Raw genomic sequence first — 17,415 nt, forward strand, 5'->3', positions numbered from 1 at the left:
GGTTGACGACCGTTCGGTAGGGTCACCGAGTGGCCGCGCCGACGAGCAGGGGAAACCGGGTGGGCAGGACCGGGAGGCGCGCGGCACTGGCGCGTTCCGGTCGGCGTGTCGTGTCCTGGCTGCGGCACCGGGTGTTGCCCTCGGACGGGTTCGCCCTGGCCGGACTGCTGGCCTCGGTCACCGCCTGCGGCCTGCTGTCGGACGTGGACGCGTCGTGGTTTCCGGCGACGATGACGGCGGTGCCCATCCTGATCGGCGGGCTGGTGCTGCGGATGCCCAGCCTGCTGCTCCTGTACGCGGCTACCGCCGGTGTCCTGGTCGCCCAGCATCAGGTGCACGACACGGACGAGGTCACCGGCGGCACCATCCTGGTGGTCGGGGCGATCGCCGGCATCGTGTTGCTGATGGCCCGGATGCGGACCCGGCTGGGAGTGCAGTGGACCCGCGGCGAGTCGATGTTGTTCGACCTGCGCGACCGGTTGCGGGCGCAGGGCGAGATGCCGGTGCTGCCGCCGCAGTGGCACACCGAGGTGGTGCTGCGACCCGCCGGTGGGCAGTCGTTCTCCGGCGACTTCCTGGTCGCCTCCCGGGGCGCCGGCGGCGGGCGGGTGCTGGAGGTGGTGCTCGTCGACGTCTCCGGCAAGGGGCTGGCCGCGGGCTCGCGCGCGCTGATGCTCTCCGGCGCGTTCGGCGGGCTGCTCGGGTCGTTGCCGCCGCGCGACTTCCTGCCCGCGGCGAACGACTACCTGCTGCGCCAGGAGTGGGCGGAGGGCTTCGCGACGGCGGTGCACGTGGTGCTCGATCTGGAGTCGGGCGAGTACGAGTTGATCTCGGCGGGCCACCCGCCGGGCGTGCACTGGATCGCCGGCTCCGGACGCTGGCAGGTGCTGGAGGCGGTCGGCCCGCTCCTGGGGGTGATCGAGGACGCCGGTTTCGAGGGCGTCAAGGGTCGGTTGGGCCCCGGCGACGCGCTCCTGCTGTTCACCGACGGCATGGTGGAGATGCCCGGCGAGGACATCGCCACCGGCATCGACCGCTTCCTCGGCGAGGCCGAGCGCATGGTCCGGGACGACTTCCACGACGCGGCGCGCCGGATCGTGGCGGCGGCCGGCCGCAATGTGGGGGACGACCGCGCGGTGGTGCTGCTGCGCCGGCGCTGAGCGGTCCGGGCCCGGCCGGGACCGGACCTACGTCCAGCGCCCGCGCCCGATCAGTTCGCGCGGGTCTCGGTGGTGGTCGGCCGGACCGCCAGGGCCGCCAGCTCGGCCGGTGTCCGGGGCAGGCCGCCCGCCGGCGTCAGGCCGTGCGCGGCCAGTACGGCGGCGGCCGCGTGGGCCCAGGTCGGCCGCAGACTCGCCGCGGCCAGCAACGCGGTGTCCGCGAGCAGCACCTCCGCCCGCCCGGTGTGCAGGCGCCCGTCGGCCAGCACGGCCGCGTCGTCGGCCCAGCGCAGCGCGAGGTCCACGTCGTGCGTGGCCATCACCACCGTGGTCCCGGCCGCACGCAACTCGGCCAGGGTGTCCAGGAGGGCCTCCTGTCCGGCCGGGTCCAGGCCGGCGGTCGGCTCGTCCAGCACCAGCACCTCGGGCCGCATCGCGATCGCACCGGCGATGGCGACCCGCTTGCGCTGGCCGAAGGACAGCAGGTGCACCGGTCGTTCGGCCAGTGCGGTGATCCCGAGCGCGGCCAGCGCCTCGGCCACCCGCGAGCGCACCTCGGCCGGGTCCAGACCCAGATTGAGCGGCCCGAACGAGACGTCCTGGCCCACCGACGCGGAGAACAGCTGGTCGTCGGGATCCTGGACGACCAACTGCACGACCCGGCGCAGCGCGGTGAGCCCCTTGCGGTCGTGCCGAATCGGCACCCCGTGCAATTCGACCCGTCCCGAATCCGGCACCAGGCCGCCGGTCAACAGCCGCAGCAGCGTGGTCTTCCCACAGCCGTTCGGCCCGAGCAGGGCAAGCGCGCGGCCGGCCGGAACGGCCAGGGACAACCCGCTCAACACCGGCGGCCCGTCCTCGTAGGCGTAGCCGATCTCTCGTACCCGCAACGGAATCACGGCACCACCGATACCAGGAGAAGGGTGGCGGCGACGACCGCCGCCACCACGAACAGGGAGCCCACGACGAAGGCGCGCGAGATCCGTACCTCGTCCACGAGCACCCGCAGGCGCCCGTCGTAGCCGCGCCCGGCCAGGCCCGCCTCCAGGCGTTGGGCGCGAGCGAACGCGTGCACGAACACCGCCGAGCCGAGCCCGGCCACCGAGCGCCACCGGGCCCGACGGGTGCGATGGCCCAACCGGCCGGCCTGCGCCTGGTTGATCCGCGCGGTCGTGTCGTAGAGCACGAACAACATCCGGTACATCACCGCCGCGACGTCCACCACGGCGGCCGGGACACCCATTCGGGTCAGCCGGGGCAACACGTCCGACAGCGGGGTGGTGAACGCGAACAGCAACATCGCGAGGCCGGCGGCACCGGAGCGGGCGAGCAACTCGGCCGCGTGGCGCGGTCCGTCCTCGGCCCACCCGACGCCGTCCGCGCCGATGCTCACGAGCAGCGTCAGGGCGCCGGTGGCGGCGAAGCCCAGCGGGGCGCGGGCGGCTCGCCACAGCCGCCGGGCGGGCACCTTGGCGAACCCGAACGCGACGACCAGGACGGTCCCGGCGACCAGGACCGCGCCCGGCCACGGCGGCAGCGCGACCGCGCAGCCGAGCAGCCCGAAGGAGAGCACGGCTTTGTCGGCCGGGTGGCGGCGGCGCCACGTACTCGCGTGCGCCGCCGCATCGATCGGCAACACGGGATCAGCGACCCGGGGCCGATACCGGTGCCTCGGCGGCGGCGTCCGCCGGCTCGTCGGGCGTGTCCGCGGCCTCCGGAGCGAGTCGGCGACGGGTGCGCTTGACGCCGAACACGTAGCCGACCACGCCTGCGCCGACCGCGGCCTGCAACGCGAACAGGCCGGACTCGATCTCGCCGGACGGCGGTTCGTACAGCGGGCTGAACCACGGTTCGTAGTCCGGGTCGTTCTCGGTGATCGCGGTCTCGGCCTGGGTGTCGGAGCCCGCGAACGGCTCGTCCTTGTGGTCGCCCATCCCGAACACCACGGGCAGCGCCGCGAGCAGCACCACGGCCAGCACGATCAGCAGGTTGATCTTCGTCGAGCGCTTCACTTGGTCTTCTCCTCCTCGCGCGCGACCCGCGCGTCGGTGACCACACCGAGGCGGATCAGGTCGCCTCGGCTGGACTGCCGCAGCAAGCGCACGACCAGGACGGTCAGCAGACCCTCACTGATCGCCAGCGGGATCTGGGTGAGCGAGAAGATGCCGCCGAACTTGGCCAGGGCGCCGGGGAATCCGCTGTCGGGGTCGGGGAAGGCGAGGGCCAGTTGCACGCTTGTCACGCAGTACGTGCTCAGGTCCGCGACGAACGCGCCCAGGAACACCGCGACGTCCAGCGGCATGGTGCCGCCGCGTCGATCGAGCAGTGAGCGGGCAAGTCGATACGCGCCGTAACCCGCCCACGGGCCGACGATCGCCATCGAGAACGCGTTCGCGCCGAGTGTGGTCAGCCCGCCGTGCGCCAGCAACAACGCCTGGAAGAGCAGGGTGATCGTGCCCAGCACGGCCATGATCGGTGGTCGGAACAGGATGGCGCCCAGTCCGGTACCGGTGGGATGCGAGCAACTCCCGGTGACGGAGGGGATCTTCAGCGCGGACAGCACGAACGAGAACGCGCCGGACGCGCCCAGCAGCAGGGTGTTCTCGGGGCGGTCGCGTACCTCGCGGGTGAGCGCGCGGGCACCGTGGACGACGAACGGGGTCGACGCGACGCCCCAGGCGACGGCGTGTTCCCAGGGCAGATAGCCCTCGGCGATATGCATGAGGAAGGGTCCCTCTCCAACACCTCGTGGACGGACGATCGCCGTGGCCGGTCTCCTGGCTGACGGGTCGTACGTTCACGTCTCCGCCTTCCCGGGGCCGCGCAAGCGGTCCCAGTGGCTTCCCCGAGACGACGAATCAACGTTTTCGCGGGGGTGGAGGAGAACTTCCCGATCACAGTGGCGAGGGCCGCGCCGGCATCGAACCGGCTTCCCGAACACCACGGCGAGCCGACACTAGTGGTCGGATGGACATGGCGACAAGGTGGCTTTTGCAAACCGTGCGCAAGACCACAAGATGGGCGGAGCGGCCGAGCAATAACCGCATTCCGGAAACTCCACGCGGCTGTCCGGGCCTTGCGCACACTCGCGCGGTCCACGTGCCGGGGCGGGCCCGCGGGAGGGCGAACCGGGCCGCGGGCGGGCGCGGACGAGTGCCGTGTGGCCGGCTCAGTCCAGGCCGGGGCCGCGGCCGCGGACGACCAGGGTGCCCGCCACCCGATCGCCGACCCGCTGCCGGCGCTCGCTGGTGAGCACCGCGGTCAGCCCGATCGCGCCGAGTGCGAACGCATCGACGGCCAACAGCAGCCAGCGGATCCCGAGTTGGCGCCGGCCGGCACGTCCGCCGGACACGTCCACCACGCGGATGCCGAACACCTGCATGCCCCACGTGCGCCCGTCGTGCTCGGCGGGACGCAGCACCCAGTACCAGAACAGGATCGCGACCGCGACGACGATCACGCCGGCGGTGATCGTCGCGGTCAGCGGACCGCTGCGGATCGAACCGTCGGGGTGCGTGGGCAGCAGGACGAACAGGAACATCGCGGCTCCGGGCAACAGCGCGGAGGCCACCACGTCCACCAGGAACTGGCCGATTCGGCGCCACAGCACCGAGGGGACGACCGGGCTCTCGACCGCGGGCAGCCACAGTCGGGCACCCGACCGGGCGGGACGTGCCGAGCGCGCGAAGTGCTGCGGAAGGCTCCGTTCGTACATGTCCTTGTACTTTCCGCTACCGGGCGAGTTGACTCCCGGCGCGGCCGGATATCGCAGAGATTGCGCCCGGTCGGCGGACACGAGGGCCGACCGGGCACCGAGGGGAGGCGGGCGGTCACCGAAATCGACCGGAGGGCATCGTTGGTGCCCTGAAGCCGGGTCGTGCGGTGCCGCGCCACGCCGTGTCGAGCCGGGCCCGCGCCGCGCCGCGGCGGACGTGGTCCGGCGCGGCGCCGGCCGATCAGAGCGTCATCGGACCGTCCGCCCCGAACAGGTCCGGCTCGGAGCGGCTGATCACGTCGTACAGCGGCTTGTAGTTGATCCAGGCCACCGTGTCATTGCCCAGCTGCTCGCGGGTCAGCCGGGCGTTCTCCGGCGAGATCGGCCTGAGCTCGCCGGCCGCCTGGGCGAGCAGCTGCACCTGGCAGGAGCGCTCCATGGTGATGAACCACCACGCCGCGGCGTCGACCGACTGCCCGACCGTCAGCAGGCCGTGATTGCGCAGGATCAGCGCCTTGCGCGGGCCGAGCGTCTCGGCGATCCGGCGGCCCTCCTCGGCGTCGAGCACGACGCCCGCGTAGTCGTCGAACAGCTCGTGGTCCTCGTAGAAGGGGCACACGTCCTGGGTAATCGGTTCGAGCCTGATGCCGAGCGCGGAGATCGCCCGTCCGTGCACGGAGTGGCTGTGCGCCGCCGCGACCACGTCCGGGCGGGCCGCGTGGATCTGCGAGTGGATCGCGAACGCGGCCTGGTTGACGTGGAATCGACCCTCGACGACCTGCCCCTCGTGGTTGACCAGGATCAGGTCGTCCACGGTGATGTGCTTGAACGACATCCCGAACGGGTTGACCCAGAAGTGATCGGTGAGTTCCGGGTCGCGGGCGGTGATGTGCCCGGCCACGCCCTCCTCGAAGCCGAATCGGCCGAACAGTCGCAGCGCGGCGGTCAAGCGTTCCTTGCGGTGCCGGCGCTCCTGCTCGACGGTCTCGAACGTGGGCGGCAGCGCGAAGCTCAGGTCCGCCGGCGACACCGGCTGCGGCGGGGTCGGCCGCGGCGGGGTCACTCGCCCTGCCTGCACGTCCTGGGCCTGCTGCGCATCGGTGCCGGACATGTCCATCTCCTCGGACTCGGGTCGCGCGGGACTTCGGCCGACGCTACCGGCGAGTCACATCCGGGGACAGCCCTCGGCGGACGCGTCTTCGCACGAGGCCGCGGATTTTAGCGGCCCGCGGTCGTCCGGGTCGGGTTTCCGGGAATTAAGCGAATATTGCCCGCAGTCCGCTTCGGGCTGCTTCTACGCTGCCGTTCAGCGAGTCCGGGACGTCGAGTTCGAAGCAGTCGAACTCGATTTCACCGGGCCCGCACGACATGCACACATTTGCAGGCGACGGACGAGTTACGGGCGGCGCACAGTTGCGGGCGACGCGCACATGTCACCGGCCACGCGCCGTTGCGGCGACGTACGAAGTCACCGGCGACGCGCGCAATGTCGGCGCACAAAAGCTGGAAGGGGCGCGTGACTTGAGCGACGGGGGCGGGAATTCGACGGAGGTCGTCGGTATCGGCGCCCGGGCACCCGCGGTGCCCGGACTCGGCCGCGCCGATCCGGTGCCGCCCCGGGCCAGGACGGACCGGGCCCGGGCGGACTCGGGCCGGCGGGGGCCGCTCGCGCCGGGTCCGACGCCGCGCAGCCCGATGGCGAGGAGCCGGCCGGAGATGGCACAACCCCCGAGGCGGTCGCGGCCGTCCCGACGCAGATCAGGCGACCCGCCGGCCGGGTCCGACACCGAGCGGGGTGCTGTGACCGAGGCGGACGTCATCGCGACAATCGGGGCCGATCCGCACGTGGCGGACGATGCCGAACCGATCGAGCCCGCTCCGGTCGCCATGCCGGCCCCGGGGATCGCACCGCCCGAGGACGAGCCCGTCGGAGTCCACCGGAAAGCCGCACCGCCGATCGCCTCGGAGGCAATCATGGCCAATATGGAAACGGCCCTCAAGGAAGCTATGACGATCGAGGGCGCCGTGGGTGTGGCCCTGGTCGATTACACCAGCGGAATGGCGCTGGGAATTCTCGGCGGCAGCAAGGAACTCGACCTGAATGTGGCCGCCGCCGGAAACACCGACGTGATGCGCGCCAAGATGCGCACGATGGAGATGTTGCACCTCGGCGATCAGATCGAGGACGTCCTGATCACGCTCGGCAAGCAATACCACGTGATCCGGCCGCTGAGCGGGCGGGCCGGGAAGGGCCTGTTCCTGTATCTCGTGCTGCTGAAGGACCGCGCCAATCTCGCGCTGGCCCGACACAGCCTCAAGCGTATCGAGGAGGAGATCGAGGTCTGAGTTCGCGCTCCGCCGACGCGCCGAGGCCGTCGTCGGGGCACGCAGGCCCATCCTCGATACCCCGGGCGTCCTCCGCCACCCCCGTGCGGAGGGCGCCTTCGGGGTGTCCGGCGACACGTACGGACACCCTGGCCTCCCCGCACGGTCTCGGATATGACGGTACGTCAGATGTACCGTCGAGCTCGACGTCGTATGTCGCGTACGGATCGCAGCCGGATCCCGTACGGATCGCGTACCCGAGTCACCCGAGGAGCCGCATGCTGTCCGGCGAGAAGATCCTGATCACCGGCCCCGCGGGCCAGATCGCCTACCCGCTGACCGAGTACCTGGCCCGGGACAACGAGGTGTGGGGCATCGCCCGCTTCTCGAACCCCGAGGACCGCAAGCGGGTGGACGCGCTGGGCGTGACCACGCGCGCCGTCGACCTCGGCGCGGGCACGTTCGACGAACTGCCCCAGGACTTCACCTACGTCCTGCACCTGGCCACCTTCCAGGGCCCCGGACTCGACTACGACGAGGCGCTGCGGGTCAACGCGGAGGGCACCGGGCTGCTGCTCCAGCACTGTCGCCGGGCCAAGGCGGCGCTGGTGATGTCCACGGCGTCGGTGCTCAAGCCGCACCCGGACCCGATGCACGTCTTCCACGAGAGCGACCCGCTGGGCGACGCCAACGTCTCGCACGCACCGACCTACTCGGTCTCCAAGACCGCCGAGGAAGCCGTCTCGCGCTACTGCGCCCGCGCGTTCGACCTGCCGGTGGTGATCGCCCGGATGAACGCCTCCTACGGCCAGGGCGGCGGCCTGCCGACCATGCACCTGGACGCCGTGCTGGCCGGCCGGCCGATCGTCACCCGCTGGGATCCGTGCATGTACAGCCCGATCCACCAGGACGACATCAACAGCCAGACGGCGGCCCTGCTGGACGCGGCGTCCACTCCCGCGACGGTGGTCAACTGGGGCGGCGACGAGCCGGTGAGCGTGCAGGAGTGGGCGGCGCACATGGCCGACCTGAGCGGGCTGCCCGCCGAGGTGGTGGTCCGCGAGCAGCCGGGCACGCTGCGCGGACAGGTACAGGACACCACCAGGCGCGCGGCGATCACCGGGCCGTGTGCGGTGGGGTGGCGCGCGGGGTTGGCGGATGTCTACGCCGCCCGCCGCGGTGATTCGGCCTGACCGGGTCGGGCAGCCTACGGCTGTGCTCGATAGCGTCGAGTCTTCAGGTCTTACTCGCGCCGTCTCGAAGCGCTCCACCTCATCGGATCGCGTCGCTGCGAGCGGCACCACGCAGGAAGGACAACGATCATGGCCATCCTCGATACCCCCATCGCCACGCTGGCGGGGGAGGGCACGACCCTGGGCGGCATCACCGAGGGCAAGGTCGCACTGGTCGTCAACGTCGCGTCCAAGTGCGGCCTGACCCCGCAGTACACCGGCCTCGAAGAACTGCAGAAGGAACTGGGCGCACGCGGCTTCACCGTGGTGGGCGTGCCGTGCAACCAGTTCATGGGCCAAGAACCGGGCAGCGCCGAGGAGATCCTCGAATTCTGCTCGACGACCTACGGTGTGACGTTTCCGCTGACCGAGAAGATCGACGTCAACGGTCCGGACCGGCACCCGCTCTACGACGTGCTCACCGCGGCCTCCGACGCCGAGGGCGGCTCGGGTGACGTGCAGTGGAACTTCGAGAAGTTCCTGCTCTCCGCCGACGGCGCGATCGTCGGCCGGTTCCGCCCGCAGACCGACCCGCACGACCCGAACCTGATCGCCGCGATCGAGAGCGTGCTGCCGAAATAGGGCGGCGGGTGGGTCGAACGCCGGTCGGGTCGTCGGGGGCCCGGCCGGTGTTCGCGGGCCCACCGGGGTGCGGGTGCCGTGCGCGGGGCGGCTTCGTGTCGTGCGTTGCCGATCGTCGCGGGGCGGTTGCCTGCCGCGGGCTCCGCGCCACGGATCCCTTTGCGGGGCGGACCCCTTCGCGGGGCGGACCTACACCAGCGCCCACACGGCCGTCGCGTCGTCGCAGATCTTTCCGCGCGGCCATCTGGACCCGTCCGCGTCGGAGTTCTCCGCGGCCCGCACCCGGGCCAACAACTCGGCCGGCCCGAAGTGCCGCAGCGTGGTCATCAGCCGATCCCAGTCGCTCAGCCCGTAGCGGTCGACCAGCCGACTGGCCCCGTCGCTCAGCGCCGCCATCGCGTGCACCTCGCCCAGCGCCAGACCACCCGTCAGCGCCTCCTCGGCCGCCGCGGGATCGGCCGCCGCGACCCAGTAGCCACCCGCCACGTTCCGCGCCGCCCGCAGGGTGTCCTGGTACTCCTGATGCGCCGTCAGGTAGGCCGGCGAGCCGACGGCGTGTTCGTCCCGACGCCGCCGTGCCACGGCGCCGATCACGTCCAGGCGATCGTCGGTGACCACCGTCAGGTCCTCGTCGCGCTCGATCAACAGCGTCGAGTCGGACAGCACGAGGTATTCCAAACGATCCTCGACCACCCGCACCACCACGGCCGTTGCCGCGGGTGCATCCGGCCGGCCAAGGTCGCAACCGTCCACGTGCAGCGCCGAGGTGTCCTCGATCGCGTCGTGCAGGCACTCGGCCAGGGAGCGGTCCGGCCGGCCGCCGCTGTGCGTGAACAAGGCGGTGCCCAACCGCTGGACGAACCACGGCACACCGTGTTTGCAGCCGTTGTCCGAACTTGACGTCACCCCGTCGAGCAGCACCACCGTCGTCGGCCCGGCAACGACGAAGTCCTCGTTCGGTTTGCCCGGATGACCCGGTTCTGTCGCGAATTCCACGCGCATCGCGGACATCCCTCCCTTTTAGGTGCCACGCCGTACGGCTGCCCAGCCCTCGGGGGTGGGAAACGGTGGTTGATCATGCCCTGTGCGCGGTAGCGGCCACATAAGTTCACGGTGGTTTCACGCATCGGTTTCGCGTGAGGTCTCGTGCCGATCGGCGAACTGCCCCTAATCTCTGGCTGCGCGACACCTTCAGTCCCCACTTCTACGCGCGTCACCACCGCGCGTCCTCCGAAGGGATCCCATGCTCGGGAACAGACGACGCCGCGGTCGCCTCGCCCTTACCGGCCTGGTCGCCGCGAGCCTGCTGGCGATGAGCGGCCCGGCCATGGCCGACGCCCGCGCCGGTGACGGCCGGCCCTCCGGCACGACGGACCTCGAATTCCTCGCACTCAACGACCTGCACGGCAACCTGGAGGAGCCACAGGGTTCCGCCGGAACCGTCACCGAGCTCGGTCCCGACGGCAAGCCCGTCGTGATCCCGGCCGGCGGCATCGAGCACCTCGCGACCCAACTGCGCGCGGAGCGGGCGAAGAACCCCAACTCGCTGACCATCGCGGCCGGCGACATGATCGGCGCGAGCCCGCTCCTGTCGGGGCTGTTCCACGACGAGCCGACGATCGAGGCGCTGAACCAGGTCGGCCTGGACGTCACCTCGGTGGGCAACCACGAGTTCGACGAGGGCAAGAAGGAACTGCAGCGCATGCAGTGGGGCGGCTGTCACCCGACCGAGGGGTGCTACACGCCCGGACGCACGTTCAAGGGCGCCGACTTCCAGTACCTGGCCGCCAACGTGCTCGACGAGCGCACCGGCCTGCCGATCCTGGCCCCGGTGAGCGTCAAGAACGTGGGCGGTGCCCGGGTCGGCTTCATCGGCATGACCCTGGAAGGCACGCCGGACATCGTCACGGCCGAGGGCGTCAAGGGTCTGAGGTTCAAGGACGAGATCAAGACCGCGAACAACATCGTGCCGTGGCTGCGCCTGATCGGCGTCGAGTCGATCGTGGTGCTGCTGCACGAAGGCGGCCTGCCCACGAGCAACGCGTACAACTACGACTGCAACGCGGGCGGCAACCTGGGCCTGTCCGGGCCGGTCGTGGACATCGCCAAGGGCCTGGACCCGGCGATCGACATGGTCGTCACGGGCCACACGCACCAGGCGTACTCGTGCAACATCCCGGACCCCGCCGGGCAGCCGCGGATGGTCACCAGCGCCTCGTCGTTCGGCAAGATGTACACGAAGATCGACGCCACCTACGACAAGCGCACCCGGGACATCGTGCGGACCTCGGTCAAGGCGCAGAACACGGTTGTTCGCCGGGACACCCCGAAGGCCCCGGACCTGACGCAGCTGCTCGCCGACTGGCAGAAGCTCGCGGCTCCGGTCGCCAACCGCTCGATCGGGTATATCACCGGCGACATCCGCGGCCGCGGCGCCACCACGCCCGAGTCGCCGCTCGGCGACGTGATCGCCGACGCGCAACTGGAGGCGACCGCACCGGCCGACAAGGGCGGCGCGCAGATCGCGTTCATGAACCCGGGCGGGATCCGGTCCGACCTGCAATACGCGGCGGCCGGCAGCGAAGGGGACGGCGTCGTCACCTACGGCGAGGCATTCACCGTGCAGCCGTTCACCAACATGATGCAGACCCTGGACCTCAAGGGTCAGGCCGTGCTCGACCTGCTCGCGCAGCAGTACACCGGCGGCAACGCCGCCAACCCGAAGGTGCTCCAGATCTCCAAGGGCCTGACCTACACGGTGGACCGGTCGCAGACCGGCGCGGCCAAGATCGTGCCGGGCAGCGTCAAGCTGAACGGCGTGCCGATCGACCCGGCGGCGACCTACAAGGTCAGTGCGAACGAGTTCCTGGCCGGCGGCGGCGACGGCTTCGCGGCCTTCAAGACCGGCGTGAACAAGCGCGTCGGCGGGTCCGACCTGGAGGCGCTGCTGGCGTACTTCGCGGCCCACTCCTCGGCGAGCGCGCCGCTTGCGCCGCCGGCGGCGGACCGGATCACCTTCATCGGGTGAGGTCGGCCTCGACCGGCCTCGGGTGAGGTCGGCCTCGACCGGCCGAGGTCGATGCGATTCGGCTGAGGTCGGCCTCGTCCGAGGGAAGCTCGTCTGCTTCCGGTGAGGTTCGCCGAGGGCGGGCGAGGTTCGTCGGATGCTCATGAAAGGCCCGGTCGCCGCGATGCGGCCGGGCCTTTCTGATACATAGTCAGCCATTCGGGGACGAGTACCTCGACACGAAGGTGACGGCGCCGCCCGTGTGCCGGGTGCGGTCCCGACCTGGGCGACAATCGCCCCATGAGCACAACGAGACGCCCCCCGACCGGGGCCGACGTGGCCCGTGCCGCAGGCGTTTCGCGGGCGACGGTGTCGTACGCGATGAACGACGTCCAGGACAGCCGGATCCCGGAGGAGACCAGGCGCCGGGTCCGTGAGATCGCGGCCGGCCTGGGCTACGAGCCGCGCTCGGACGCCCGATCGCTTCGCCGCGGGCGTACCGATCTGGTGCTCGTACCGACCTACGAGGTGCCGTTCGGCCAACTGATCCAGCGCTTCCTGGACGGCTTGGCCCGCGAACTGCACGGCCTGGGACACACATTGGTGATCCACGGCAATCCCGCCACGCACGGCATCGAGGCGGCGAAGGCGTGGGGCGCGCTGAATCCGGCGGTGGTGCTGGTGCTGCCGGAGCGGATGTCGGCCGACGGCGTCGAGTACCTGGTCGCCCGCGGCATCGCCGTGGTGGCCTTGGGCGAGAGTTCCGCGCCGATCGCGCTCGGCCTCAAGGTCGATCACGTGGCGGCGGGCGGCCGGGCCGCCGAGCACCTGATCGCCCGGGGCCGACGGGATTTCGCCGTGGTGGTGCCGCGTGAGCCGGCCCTGGCCGAGTTGGGCCTGGCGCGGCTCGCGGGCTTTCGCGCCGTGGCGGAGGCCGCCGGCGGCACCGTCCGGATGGTCGAGATGGCCGAGGATCCCGCCGAGGCCGCGCGGCTCGCGCGGGAGTGGCGGGCCGAGGGATGCCCCGACGCGGTGTACGGCTACAACGACGAATACGCGGCGCTGCTGCTCGGCGCGTTGGCAGACGTCGGCATCCGGGTCCCGGAGCAGGTCGCCGTCGTCGGTACGGACGACCTGACGCTGTGCGAGATGGTCCGCCCCCGGTTGACCTCGGTCGCGTTCGAACAACTGCTGCCGATGAGCGCGGTGGCGGCGGCCATCGTCGCGGCCGGCGAAGGGGCCGCCCAGGACGACCTGACGCTGTGGCAGATGACGTTGCGGGCCCGGGACTCAAGCTGATTCCGCGGTGGGGCGCGGGTGCGTGTCGATGGTCGAGTTGATTCGGCGGTGGGGCGCGGGTGTGTGTCGATGTCCACGCCGGCCGAGAGCGGGAGGCTGGGTTGCGTCCGGCGGATCATGGCGGCCGCACCGCGCTCCTCCGGACGGGGCCTGGGCCGTGGCCGGCGGATCCTGGTGGGGCCGCGCCGCCTGGCCTCCGCCCTTCGGGGTCCTCGCTGCGCTCACCTCGCCGCACCGGAGAAACAGCCGAATGGAACCACTATGCGGCTGTTTCTCCGGCATGCCGAGCCACGGCACCGGACGACGCGACCTGATCCGCCAAGATCCGCCGGACGGGGCCTAGGCGCGCGAGGTCGCCAGGAGCTTGGTGATCTGGCGGACGACGACGTCGTCGGGGGGCAGGGCGGGCTTGGTCGCGGACAGATCAGCGTTGCTGACCACCACGAGCGTCGGGCCGACCCGGACCACGATCAGGCCCAGCGCGCCGCCCGCCTGCGGAGTCATCCCGATCGCGAGCGACTCGTCGCCGAGGGACGCGTGCGGGATCGCGGCGTAGGCGTCGGTGCTCGTGGCACCGTCGGAGTCGGTGGAGGTGACCGACGCACAGTTCGGCAGCGCCGCACGGCCCCGGGCGAACAGGTCCTGCGCACCGGTGCCGGCGAAGGAGAACAACTCGATGATGGTGAAGCCGGTCGGCGTCGGATCGCCCCGGGTCACCGACGCCTGGGCGGACGCGGCCGGCGCCGAGGCCGCCTGCCCGGGGCGCATCAGGTCGATGAGCGGCTGGCAGCCGGCCTCCCGAGCGGTCTCCCGGGTCTCGGTGCCGTCCGAGTCGACCTCGTAGGCGCCCGCCGGCATTTCCGCGGCGGTCAACAGGGCGGCGGTGAGGCGGGATTTGGTGGCCGGGTCGGAGCCGTTTTCGTTCCCGTTCCCGTTGCCATCTGGGTTCCCGTTCCCGTTCCCGTTTCCGGACGGGGCGGGTGACTCGTCCGTGGGTGGTTGCGCGGGCGGGGGTTCGCCGGGGGAGGAGGCCGCGGCGGGCGGCGCGGCGGCCGGTGGGGCGGAGCCTGCGGGCGCGCTCGCGGACGGTGCCGGGGCCCCCGCGGTGCCCGCCTCCGGCGCGGCCGTCTGCGCGTTCGCGTACTCGCGCGCCAACGCCTCCTCGTCACGACCGCACGCGGTGGCCGCCAGGAGCAGGCTCCCGGCGATCACCGCCGTGCCCACCCGGATCACGATCTTGCGCATAGGCGGCTTCCTCCGAAGCAACGGGCCCGGCCCGCCGTGGGTTCGTCCGCCGGGGCGGGCGACGGAGCGACGGGGATCCGATGAGCCATCAGGACACGAACCCGCGGCCGCCGGCCGCGCGCTCGTTCCACCCACGAGCCGACCGTGAGCCCCTCGAGGCGGCGGAGTGCGGATCCTGTCATGCCCCGGGACGATGGCGCCCGGTCCGGCGCGGGTGGTGCGTCGTCGAGTCGGCGACGCGAGGGGCCTCATCATTGCGGACGCCGCTCGGCTTTGCCAACCGTCCGATGCCGGCGCGGTGGTCGGCCGCGTGGCGCCTGACCCACCGTCAAAAAGCCTTGAAGGTCGCCCGGTTCGATCGCGGGTGAGCGGGTGGCGGTGGGTCGGTCGCCGGCGCCGACCGACCCACCGGATCGGGTCCGCCCTTGGCCGCCGTCACGATCTTCTCGACCTGCTCGGGCACCAGCGCGGGTCCGGCAACTTGGGGGTGGTGCCGGTGGACTCCACGGACCTGACGACGATCGACGTGGAGCCGACGCGGACCACGACCTGCCCACCCGCGCCGCCATCCGCCGGCGAGAGCGCGCCCAGGATGATGCAGCGCCGCCGACTCCGCCAATCTTTCAAGCAGGATCCGGGACAGCCGTCTCGCGCCACCAAGCCGGCAGCGGCTCGCGGTACTTCACCCACCCCGCGGGCAACTCGGCGCGGATGCCCACGATTCCACCCACGATCGCGCATGTGGTGTCCACGTCGCCGCCCGCGCTCGCGGTGGACCAGAACGCCGCCGCGTAGTCGTCGAGGTGCCGGGCCGCGGACCACACCGCGAACGGGACGGTGTCGGGGGCGCTCACCTCGCGGCCGCTGCCGAGCAGCCGGCCGACCTCGCGCGAGTCCTGACGGCCCACCAGATCCAGTGCGGCGCCCAGCCGTTCGCGCACCAGACCGGCGGGTGTGCGATCACGGACGAAGCTCACGAAGTCGCCTGCACCCGGCCGGTCCAGCGTCACCGCACCCGCGGCCGCGACGGCCACCGCCACGGCGCCGGCGATGCCCTCGGGATGCATGTGCGTCACCTCGGCGGACCAGGCGGCCTGCGCCACCACGGTGTCCAGGTCGTCGGCGAACCACGCACCCAACGGGGCGACCCGCATCGCGGCTCCGTTGCCCCACGACCCCTGCCCGTCGAACGGTGCGGCGGCCAGGGCGCGCCAGTCACCACCCTGCCGCACCAGCCGCAACATGCGATTGGTGGTCGGACCGTAGCCCCGATCGAAGTCGTGCCGGCGGGCGAAAGCCTTGATCAACTCGTCCTGGTCGACCGTGCCGCGCAGCGTCAACTCGGCGTGCAGGACGCACGCCATCTCGGTGTCGTCGGTCCATGGCCAACTGCCCTTGGGCAGGCTCCGTTCGGCCAGGTGCGGGAGGTTGTCGGGGACGAAGAACTGGGCGCCGAGCGCGTCGCCGAGGGCGAGGCCGCGCAGCGAGGCAAGGGCGGAAGAGGTGTGCGTCATATGGGCGGTCATTATTCCGCCACCCATGCTTGGATATCGCGGATGACGTCCCCTCAGATCATGGAAGCCACCGCCGAGTTGCGCATACACGGGGCTCGGACGGTAGCCAACCACGTGCCGTTCGCGGCCGATCGGCGGCCCGGGGCGGCTGCCCGCGCGCTCGGGACGGCCGTCGGTGTGCTCGCGGCAGCCGCCCGTGTGCTCGGGGCGGCCGTTCGCGCGCTCGGCCTCCCGGGCCCGGCGCGCGGGCCGGCTCCCGGGATGATGCCCTTCGGGTCGATCCGCCTGCCCCACCGGCGCGCGTGACGCCGGCGGTCACCGCCGTCGTACTCGGTGCGGCCGGGTTGCACGCGGCCTGGAACGCGCTTGCGCACGGGCTCGAGGACCGGCTCGGGACGATGGTGATGATCCAGGCGGCGAGCCTGGCCATCGGCCTGTCCTGGCTGCCCTTCGTCGGCGTTCCGGCCGCCGGTGCCTGGCCGTGGCTACTCGGCTCGGCGGCCCTGCACGTGGCGTACAACCTGCTCCTGCTGGAGACCTACCGGCTGGGCGAATTCGGCCAGGTGTACCCGATCGCCCGCGGCACCTCCCCGTGGGTCACCGCCCTGATCGGGGTGACCCTGCTGCACGAATACCTGACGGTGACGCAGACCGTCGGCGTGGTGGTGATCTCGGCCGGCATGCTCGTCCTCGCCCTGGCCGGCGGCATCCCGCGCCGCGCCGAGGCCGCCGCGGTGCTCGCGGCACTGGCCACGGGCTGCGCGATCGCGGTGTACACCGTCCTGGACGGCGTCGGCGCACGCTCCTCGGGCTCGGCGATGTCCTACGCGGCCTGGCTGTTCGTCCTCCAATCGGCGCCGACCATCCTGCTCCTGCACCGCCGCCGCGACCCCGCCGCCGAGCCCAACCGACAACGCGTCTGGGGCCTGCTCGGCGGCGCCATGTCCCTCGCCGCCTACACCCTCGTCATCTGGGCCCAGACCCGAGGCACCCTGGCCACGATCGCCGCACTGCGCGAAACGTCGGTCGTCATCGGCGCGATCATCGGGACGCTGATCTTTCACGAGACATACGGCCGATACCGAATAGCCGCGACGGTGCTGGTTCTGGGGGGCATTGCGGCGATCAACATTCCGTAGGTGGTGGCGGGGGTCGCGGTCGTCGGCCGGTCGGCGGGGGTGGGTCGCCGGATGGTTGACCGGTCGGTGCGTATCGCTTTCGTGGCGCACATGCCTGCCGGACACCTTCCGCGTTCCGGCCCCCACCCGGGTATCAGGCCATACGGTCGAATCGTTGGCGTCGACCCGCCGGCCGACCAACCGACTAACCGGCCGAC

Annotated in this window: 16 protein-coding genes and 1 riboswitch; of the genes, 7 read left to right on the forward strand and 9 right to left on the reverse strand. The window is 71.7% G+C overall.

The features are described 5' to 3' along the window. Positions 1-59: 59 nt before the first annotated feature. Complete coding sequence (locus ACZOOI_RS19885) at positions 60-1,160, forward strand: PP2C family protein-serine/threonine phosphatase (protein WP_465277122.1); 1,101 nt, start codon at positions 60-62, stop codon at positions 1,158-1,160. A 50-nt stretch (positions 1,161-1,210) separates the two neighbouring features. On the opposite strand, the gene ACZOOI_RS19890 is transcribed toward ACZOOI_RS19885, so the two are convergent. The 6 genes from ACZOOI_RS19890 to ACZOOI_RS19915 form a co-directional block, all read right to left on the reverse strand. Then, positions 1,211-2,059 (reverse strand): energy-coupling factor ABC transporter ATP-binding protein, encoded by an 849-nt coding sequence (locus tag ACZOOI_RS19890; RefSeq protein ID WP_465277123.1) that lies wholly within the window; start codon positions 2,057-2,059, stop codon positions 1,211-1,213. Next, complete coding sequence (gene cbiQ, locus ACZOOI_RS19895; RefSeq protein ID WP_465277124.1) at positions 2,056-2,799, reverse strand: cobalt ECF transporter T component CbiQ; 744 nt, start codon at positions 2,797-2,799, stop codon at positions 2,056-2,058. The genes ACZOOI_RS19890 and cbiQ overlap by 4 nt, the downstream gene beginning before the upstream one ends. A 4-nt stretch (positions 2,800-2,803) precedes the next feature. Next, positions 2,804-3,172: an energy-coupling factor ABC transporter substrate-binding protein gene (locus ACZOOI_RS19900; RefSeq protein WP_391582921.1), complete on the reverse strand. Its 369-nt coding sequence runs from the start codon at positions 3,170-3,172 to the stop codon at positions 2,804-2,806. Next, positions 3,169-3,882, reverse strand: coding sequence for an energy-coupling factor ABC transporter permease (locus tag ACZOOI_RS19905; RefSeq protein ID WP_391582920.1), 714 nt, complete (start codon positions 3,880-3,882; stop codon positions 3,169-3,171). Before ACZOOI_RS19905 ends, ACZOOI_RS19900 begins: the two co-directional genes overlap by 4 nt. Positions 3,883-3,910: 28 nt before the next feature. Beyond that, positions 3,911-4,120: riboswitch (cobalamin riboswitch) on the reverse strand. A 209-nt stretch (positions 4,121-4,329) separates the two neighbouring features. Then, complete coding sequence (locus ACZOOI_RS19910; protein ID WP_465277125.1) at positions 4,330-4,875, reverse strand: RDD family protein; 546 nt, start codon at positions 4,873-4,875, stop codon at positions 4,330-4,332. A gap of 241 nt (positions 4,876-5,116) precedes the next feature. After that, complete coding sequence (locus tag ACZOOI_RS19915) at positions 5,117-5,986, reverse strand: class II aldolase/adducin family protein (RefSeq protein ID WP_465277126.1); 870 nt, start codon at positions 5,984-5,986, stop codon at positions 5,117-5,119. 863 nt (positions 5,987-6,849) lie between these two features. Here ACZOOI_RS19915 and ACZOOI_RS19920 point away from each other — a divergent pair. The 3 genes from ACZOOI_RS19920 to ACZOOI_RS19930 all read left to right on the forward strand — a co-directional run bounded on the left by ACZOOI_RS19920 (position 6,850) and on the right by ACZOOI_RS19930 (position 9,014). Continuing rightward, a complete protein-coding gene (locus tag ACZOOI_RS19920; protein ID WP_391583082.1) occupies positions 6,850-7,221 on the forward strand; it encodes a roadblock/LC7 domain-containing protein in 372 nt (123 codons plus the stop codon). A gap of 257 nt (positions 7,222-7,478) precedes the next feature. Further along, positions 7,479-8,393 carry an NAD-dependent epimerase/dehydratase family protein gene (locus tag ACZOOI_RS19925; protein ID WP_465277127.1) on the forward strand — a complete coding sequence of 305 codons (915 nt, stop codon included), beginning with the start codon at positions 7,479-7,481 and terminating at the stop codon, positions 8,391-8,393. 129 nt (positions 8,394-8,522) lie between these two features. Then, positions 8,523-9,014 (forward strand): glutathione peroxidase, encoded by a 492-nt coding sequence (locus ACZOOI_RS19930; protein WP_391582916.1) that lies wholly within the window; start codon positions 8,523-8,525, stop codon positions 9,012-9,014. Positions 9,015-9,203: 189 nt separating this feature from the next. Here the strand turns inward: ACZOOI_RS19930 and ACZOOI_RS19935 are convergent, their stop codons facing one another. Beyond that, the gene (locus ACZOOI_RS19935; protein ID WP_465277128.1) at positions 9,204-10,016 is read right to left on the reverse strand and encodes a protein phosphatase 2C domain-containing protein; all 813 of its coding nucleotides are present in this window, start codon (positions 10,014-10,016) and stop codon (positions 9,204-9,206) included. A gap of 241 nt (positions 10,017-10,257) precedes the next feature. Here ACZOOI_RS19935 and ACZOOI_RS19940 point away from each other — a divergent pair, with 241 nt between their 5' ends. Then, complete coding sequence (locus ACZOOI_RS19940) at positions 10,258-12,042, forward strand: bifunctional metallophosphatase/5'-nucleotidase (protein ID WP_465277129.1); 1,785 nt, start codon at positions 10,258-10,260, stop codon at positions 12,040-12,042. 279 nt (positions 12,043-12,321) lie between these two features. Beyond that, positions 12,322-13,320, forward strand: a complete 999-nt coding sequence (locus tag ACZOOI_RS19945) for a LacI family DNA-binding transcriptional regulator (RefSeq protein WP_465277130.1) — start codon at positions 12,322-12,324, stop codon at positions 13,318-13,320. Between the two features lie 339 nt (positions 13,321-13,659). On the opposite strand, the gene ACZOOI_RS19950 is transcribed toward ACZOOI_RS19945, so the two are convergent. Further along, a complete protein-coding gene (locus ACZOOI_RS19950) occupies positions 13,660-14,565 on the reverse strand; it encodes a hypothetical protein (protein ID WP_465277131.1) in 906 nt (301 codons plus the stop codon). Between the two features lie 623 nt (positions 14,566-15,188). Next, complete coding sequence (locus ACZOOI_RS19955; protein ID WP_465277132.1) at positions 15,189-16,079, reverse strand: ADP-ribosylglycohydrolase family protein; 891 nt, start codon at positions 16,077-16,079, stop codon at positions 15,189-15,191. Between the two features lie 302 nt (positions 16,080-16,381). Here ACZOOI_RS19955 and ACZOOI_RS19960 point away from each other — a divergent pair, with 302 nt between their 5' ends. Continuing rightward, entirely contained in the window at positions 16,382-17,218 is an 837-nt protein-coding gene (locus tag ACZOOI_RS19960) for an EamA family transporter (RefSeq protein WP_465277133.1), read from the forward strand. The last annotated feature ends 197 nt before the right edge of the window (positions 17,219-17,415 follow it).

It is taken from the genome of Embleya sp. L77 (genome assembly GCF_055557415.1).

Excerpts from the sequence above, each read along its gene's own strand:
- ACZOOI_RS19930 (WP_391582916.1), top strand. The coding sequence starts at position 8,523 with ATGGCCATCCTCGATACCCCCATCGCCACGCTGGCGGGGGAGGGCACG.
- ACZOOI_RS19935 (WP_465277128.1), bottom strand. The coding sequence starts at position 10,016 with ATGCGCGTGGAATTCGCGACAGAACCGGGTCATCCGGGCAAACCGAAC.
- ACZOOI_RS19905 (WP_391582920.1), bottom strand. The coding sequence starts at position 3,882 with ATGCATATCGCCGAGGGCTATCTGCCCTGGGAACACGCCGTCGCCTGG.
- ACZOOI_RS19940 (WP_465277129.1), top strand. The coding sequence starts at position 10,258 with ATGCTCGGGAACAGACGACGCCGCGGTCGCCTCGCCCTTACCGGCCTG.
- ACZOOI_RS19920 (WP_391583082.1), top strand. The coding sequence starts at position 6,850 with ATGGCCAATATGGAAACGGCCCTCAAGGAAGCTATGACGATCGAGGGC.
- ACZOOI_RS19910 (WP_465277125.1), bottom strand. The coding sequence starts at position 4,875 with ATGTACGAACGGAGCCTTCCGCAGCACTTCGCGCGCTCGGCACGTCCC.
- ACZOOI_RS19915 (WP_465277126.1), bottom strand. The coding sequence starts at position 5,986 with ATGTCCGGCACCGATGCGCAGCAGGCCCAGGACGTGCAGGCAGGGCGA.
- ACZOOI_RS19945 (WP_465277130.1), top strand. The coding sequence starts at position 12,322 with ATGAGCACAACGAGACGCCCCCCGACCGGGGCCGACGTGGCCCGTGCC.
- ACZOOI_RS19955 (WP_465277132.1), bottom strand. The coding sequence starts at position 16,079 with ATGACGCACACCTCTTCCGCCCTTGCCTCGCTGCGCGGCCTCGCCCTC.
- ACZOOI_RS19925 (WP_465277127.1), top strand. The coding sequence starts at position 7,479 with ATGCTGTCCGGCGAGAAGATCCTGATCACCGGCCCCGCGGGCCAGATC.
- ACZOOI_RS19950 (WP_465277131.1), bottom strand. The coding sequence starts at position 14,565 with ATGCGCAAGATCGTGATCCGGGTGGGCACGGCGGTGATCGCCGGGAGC.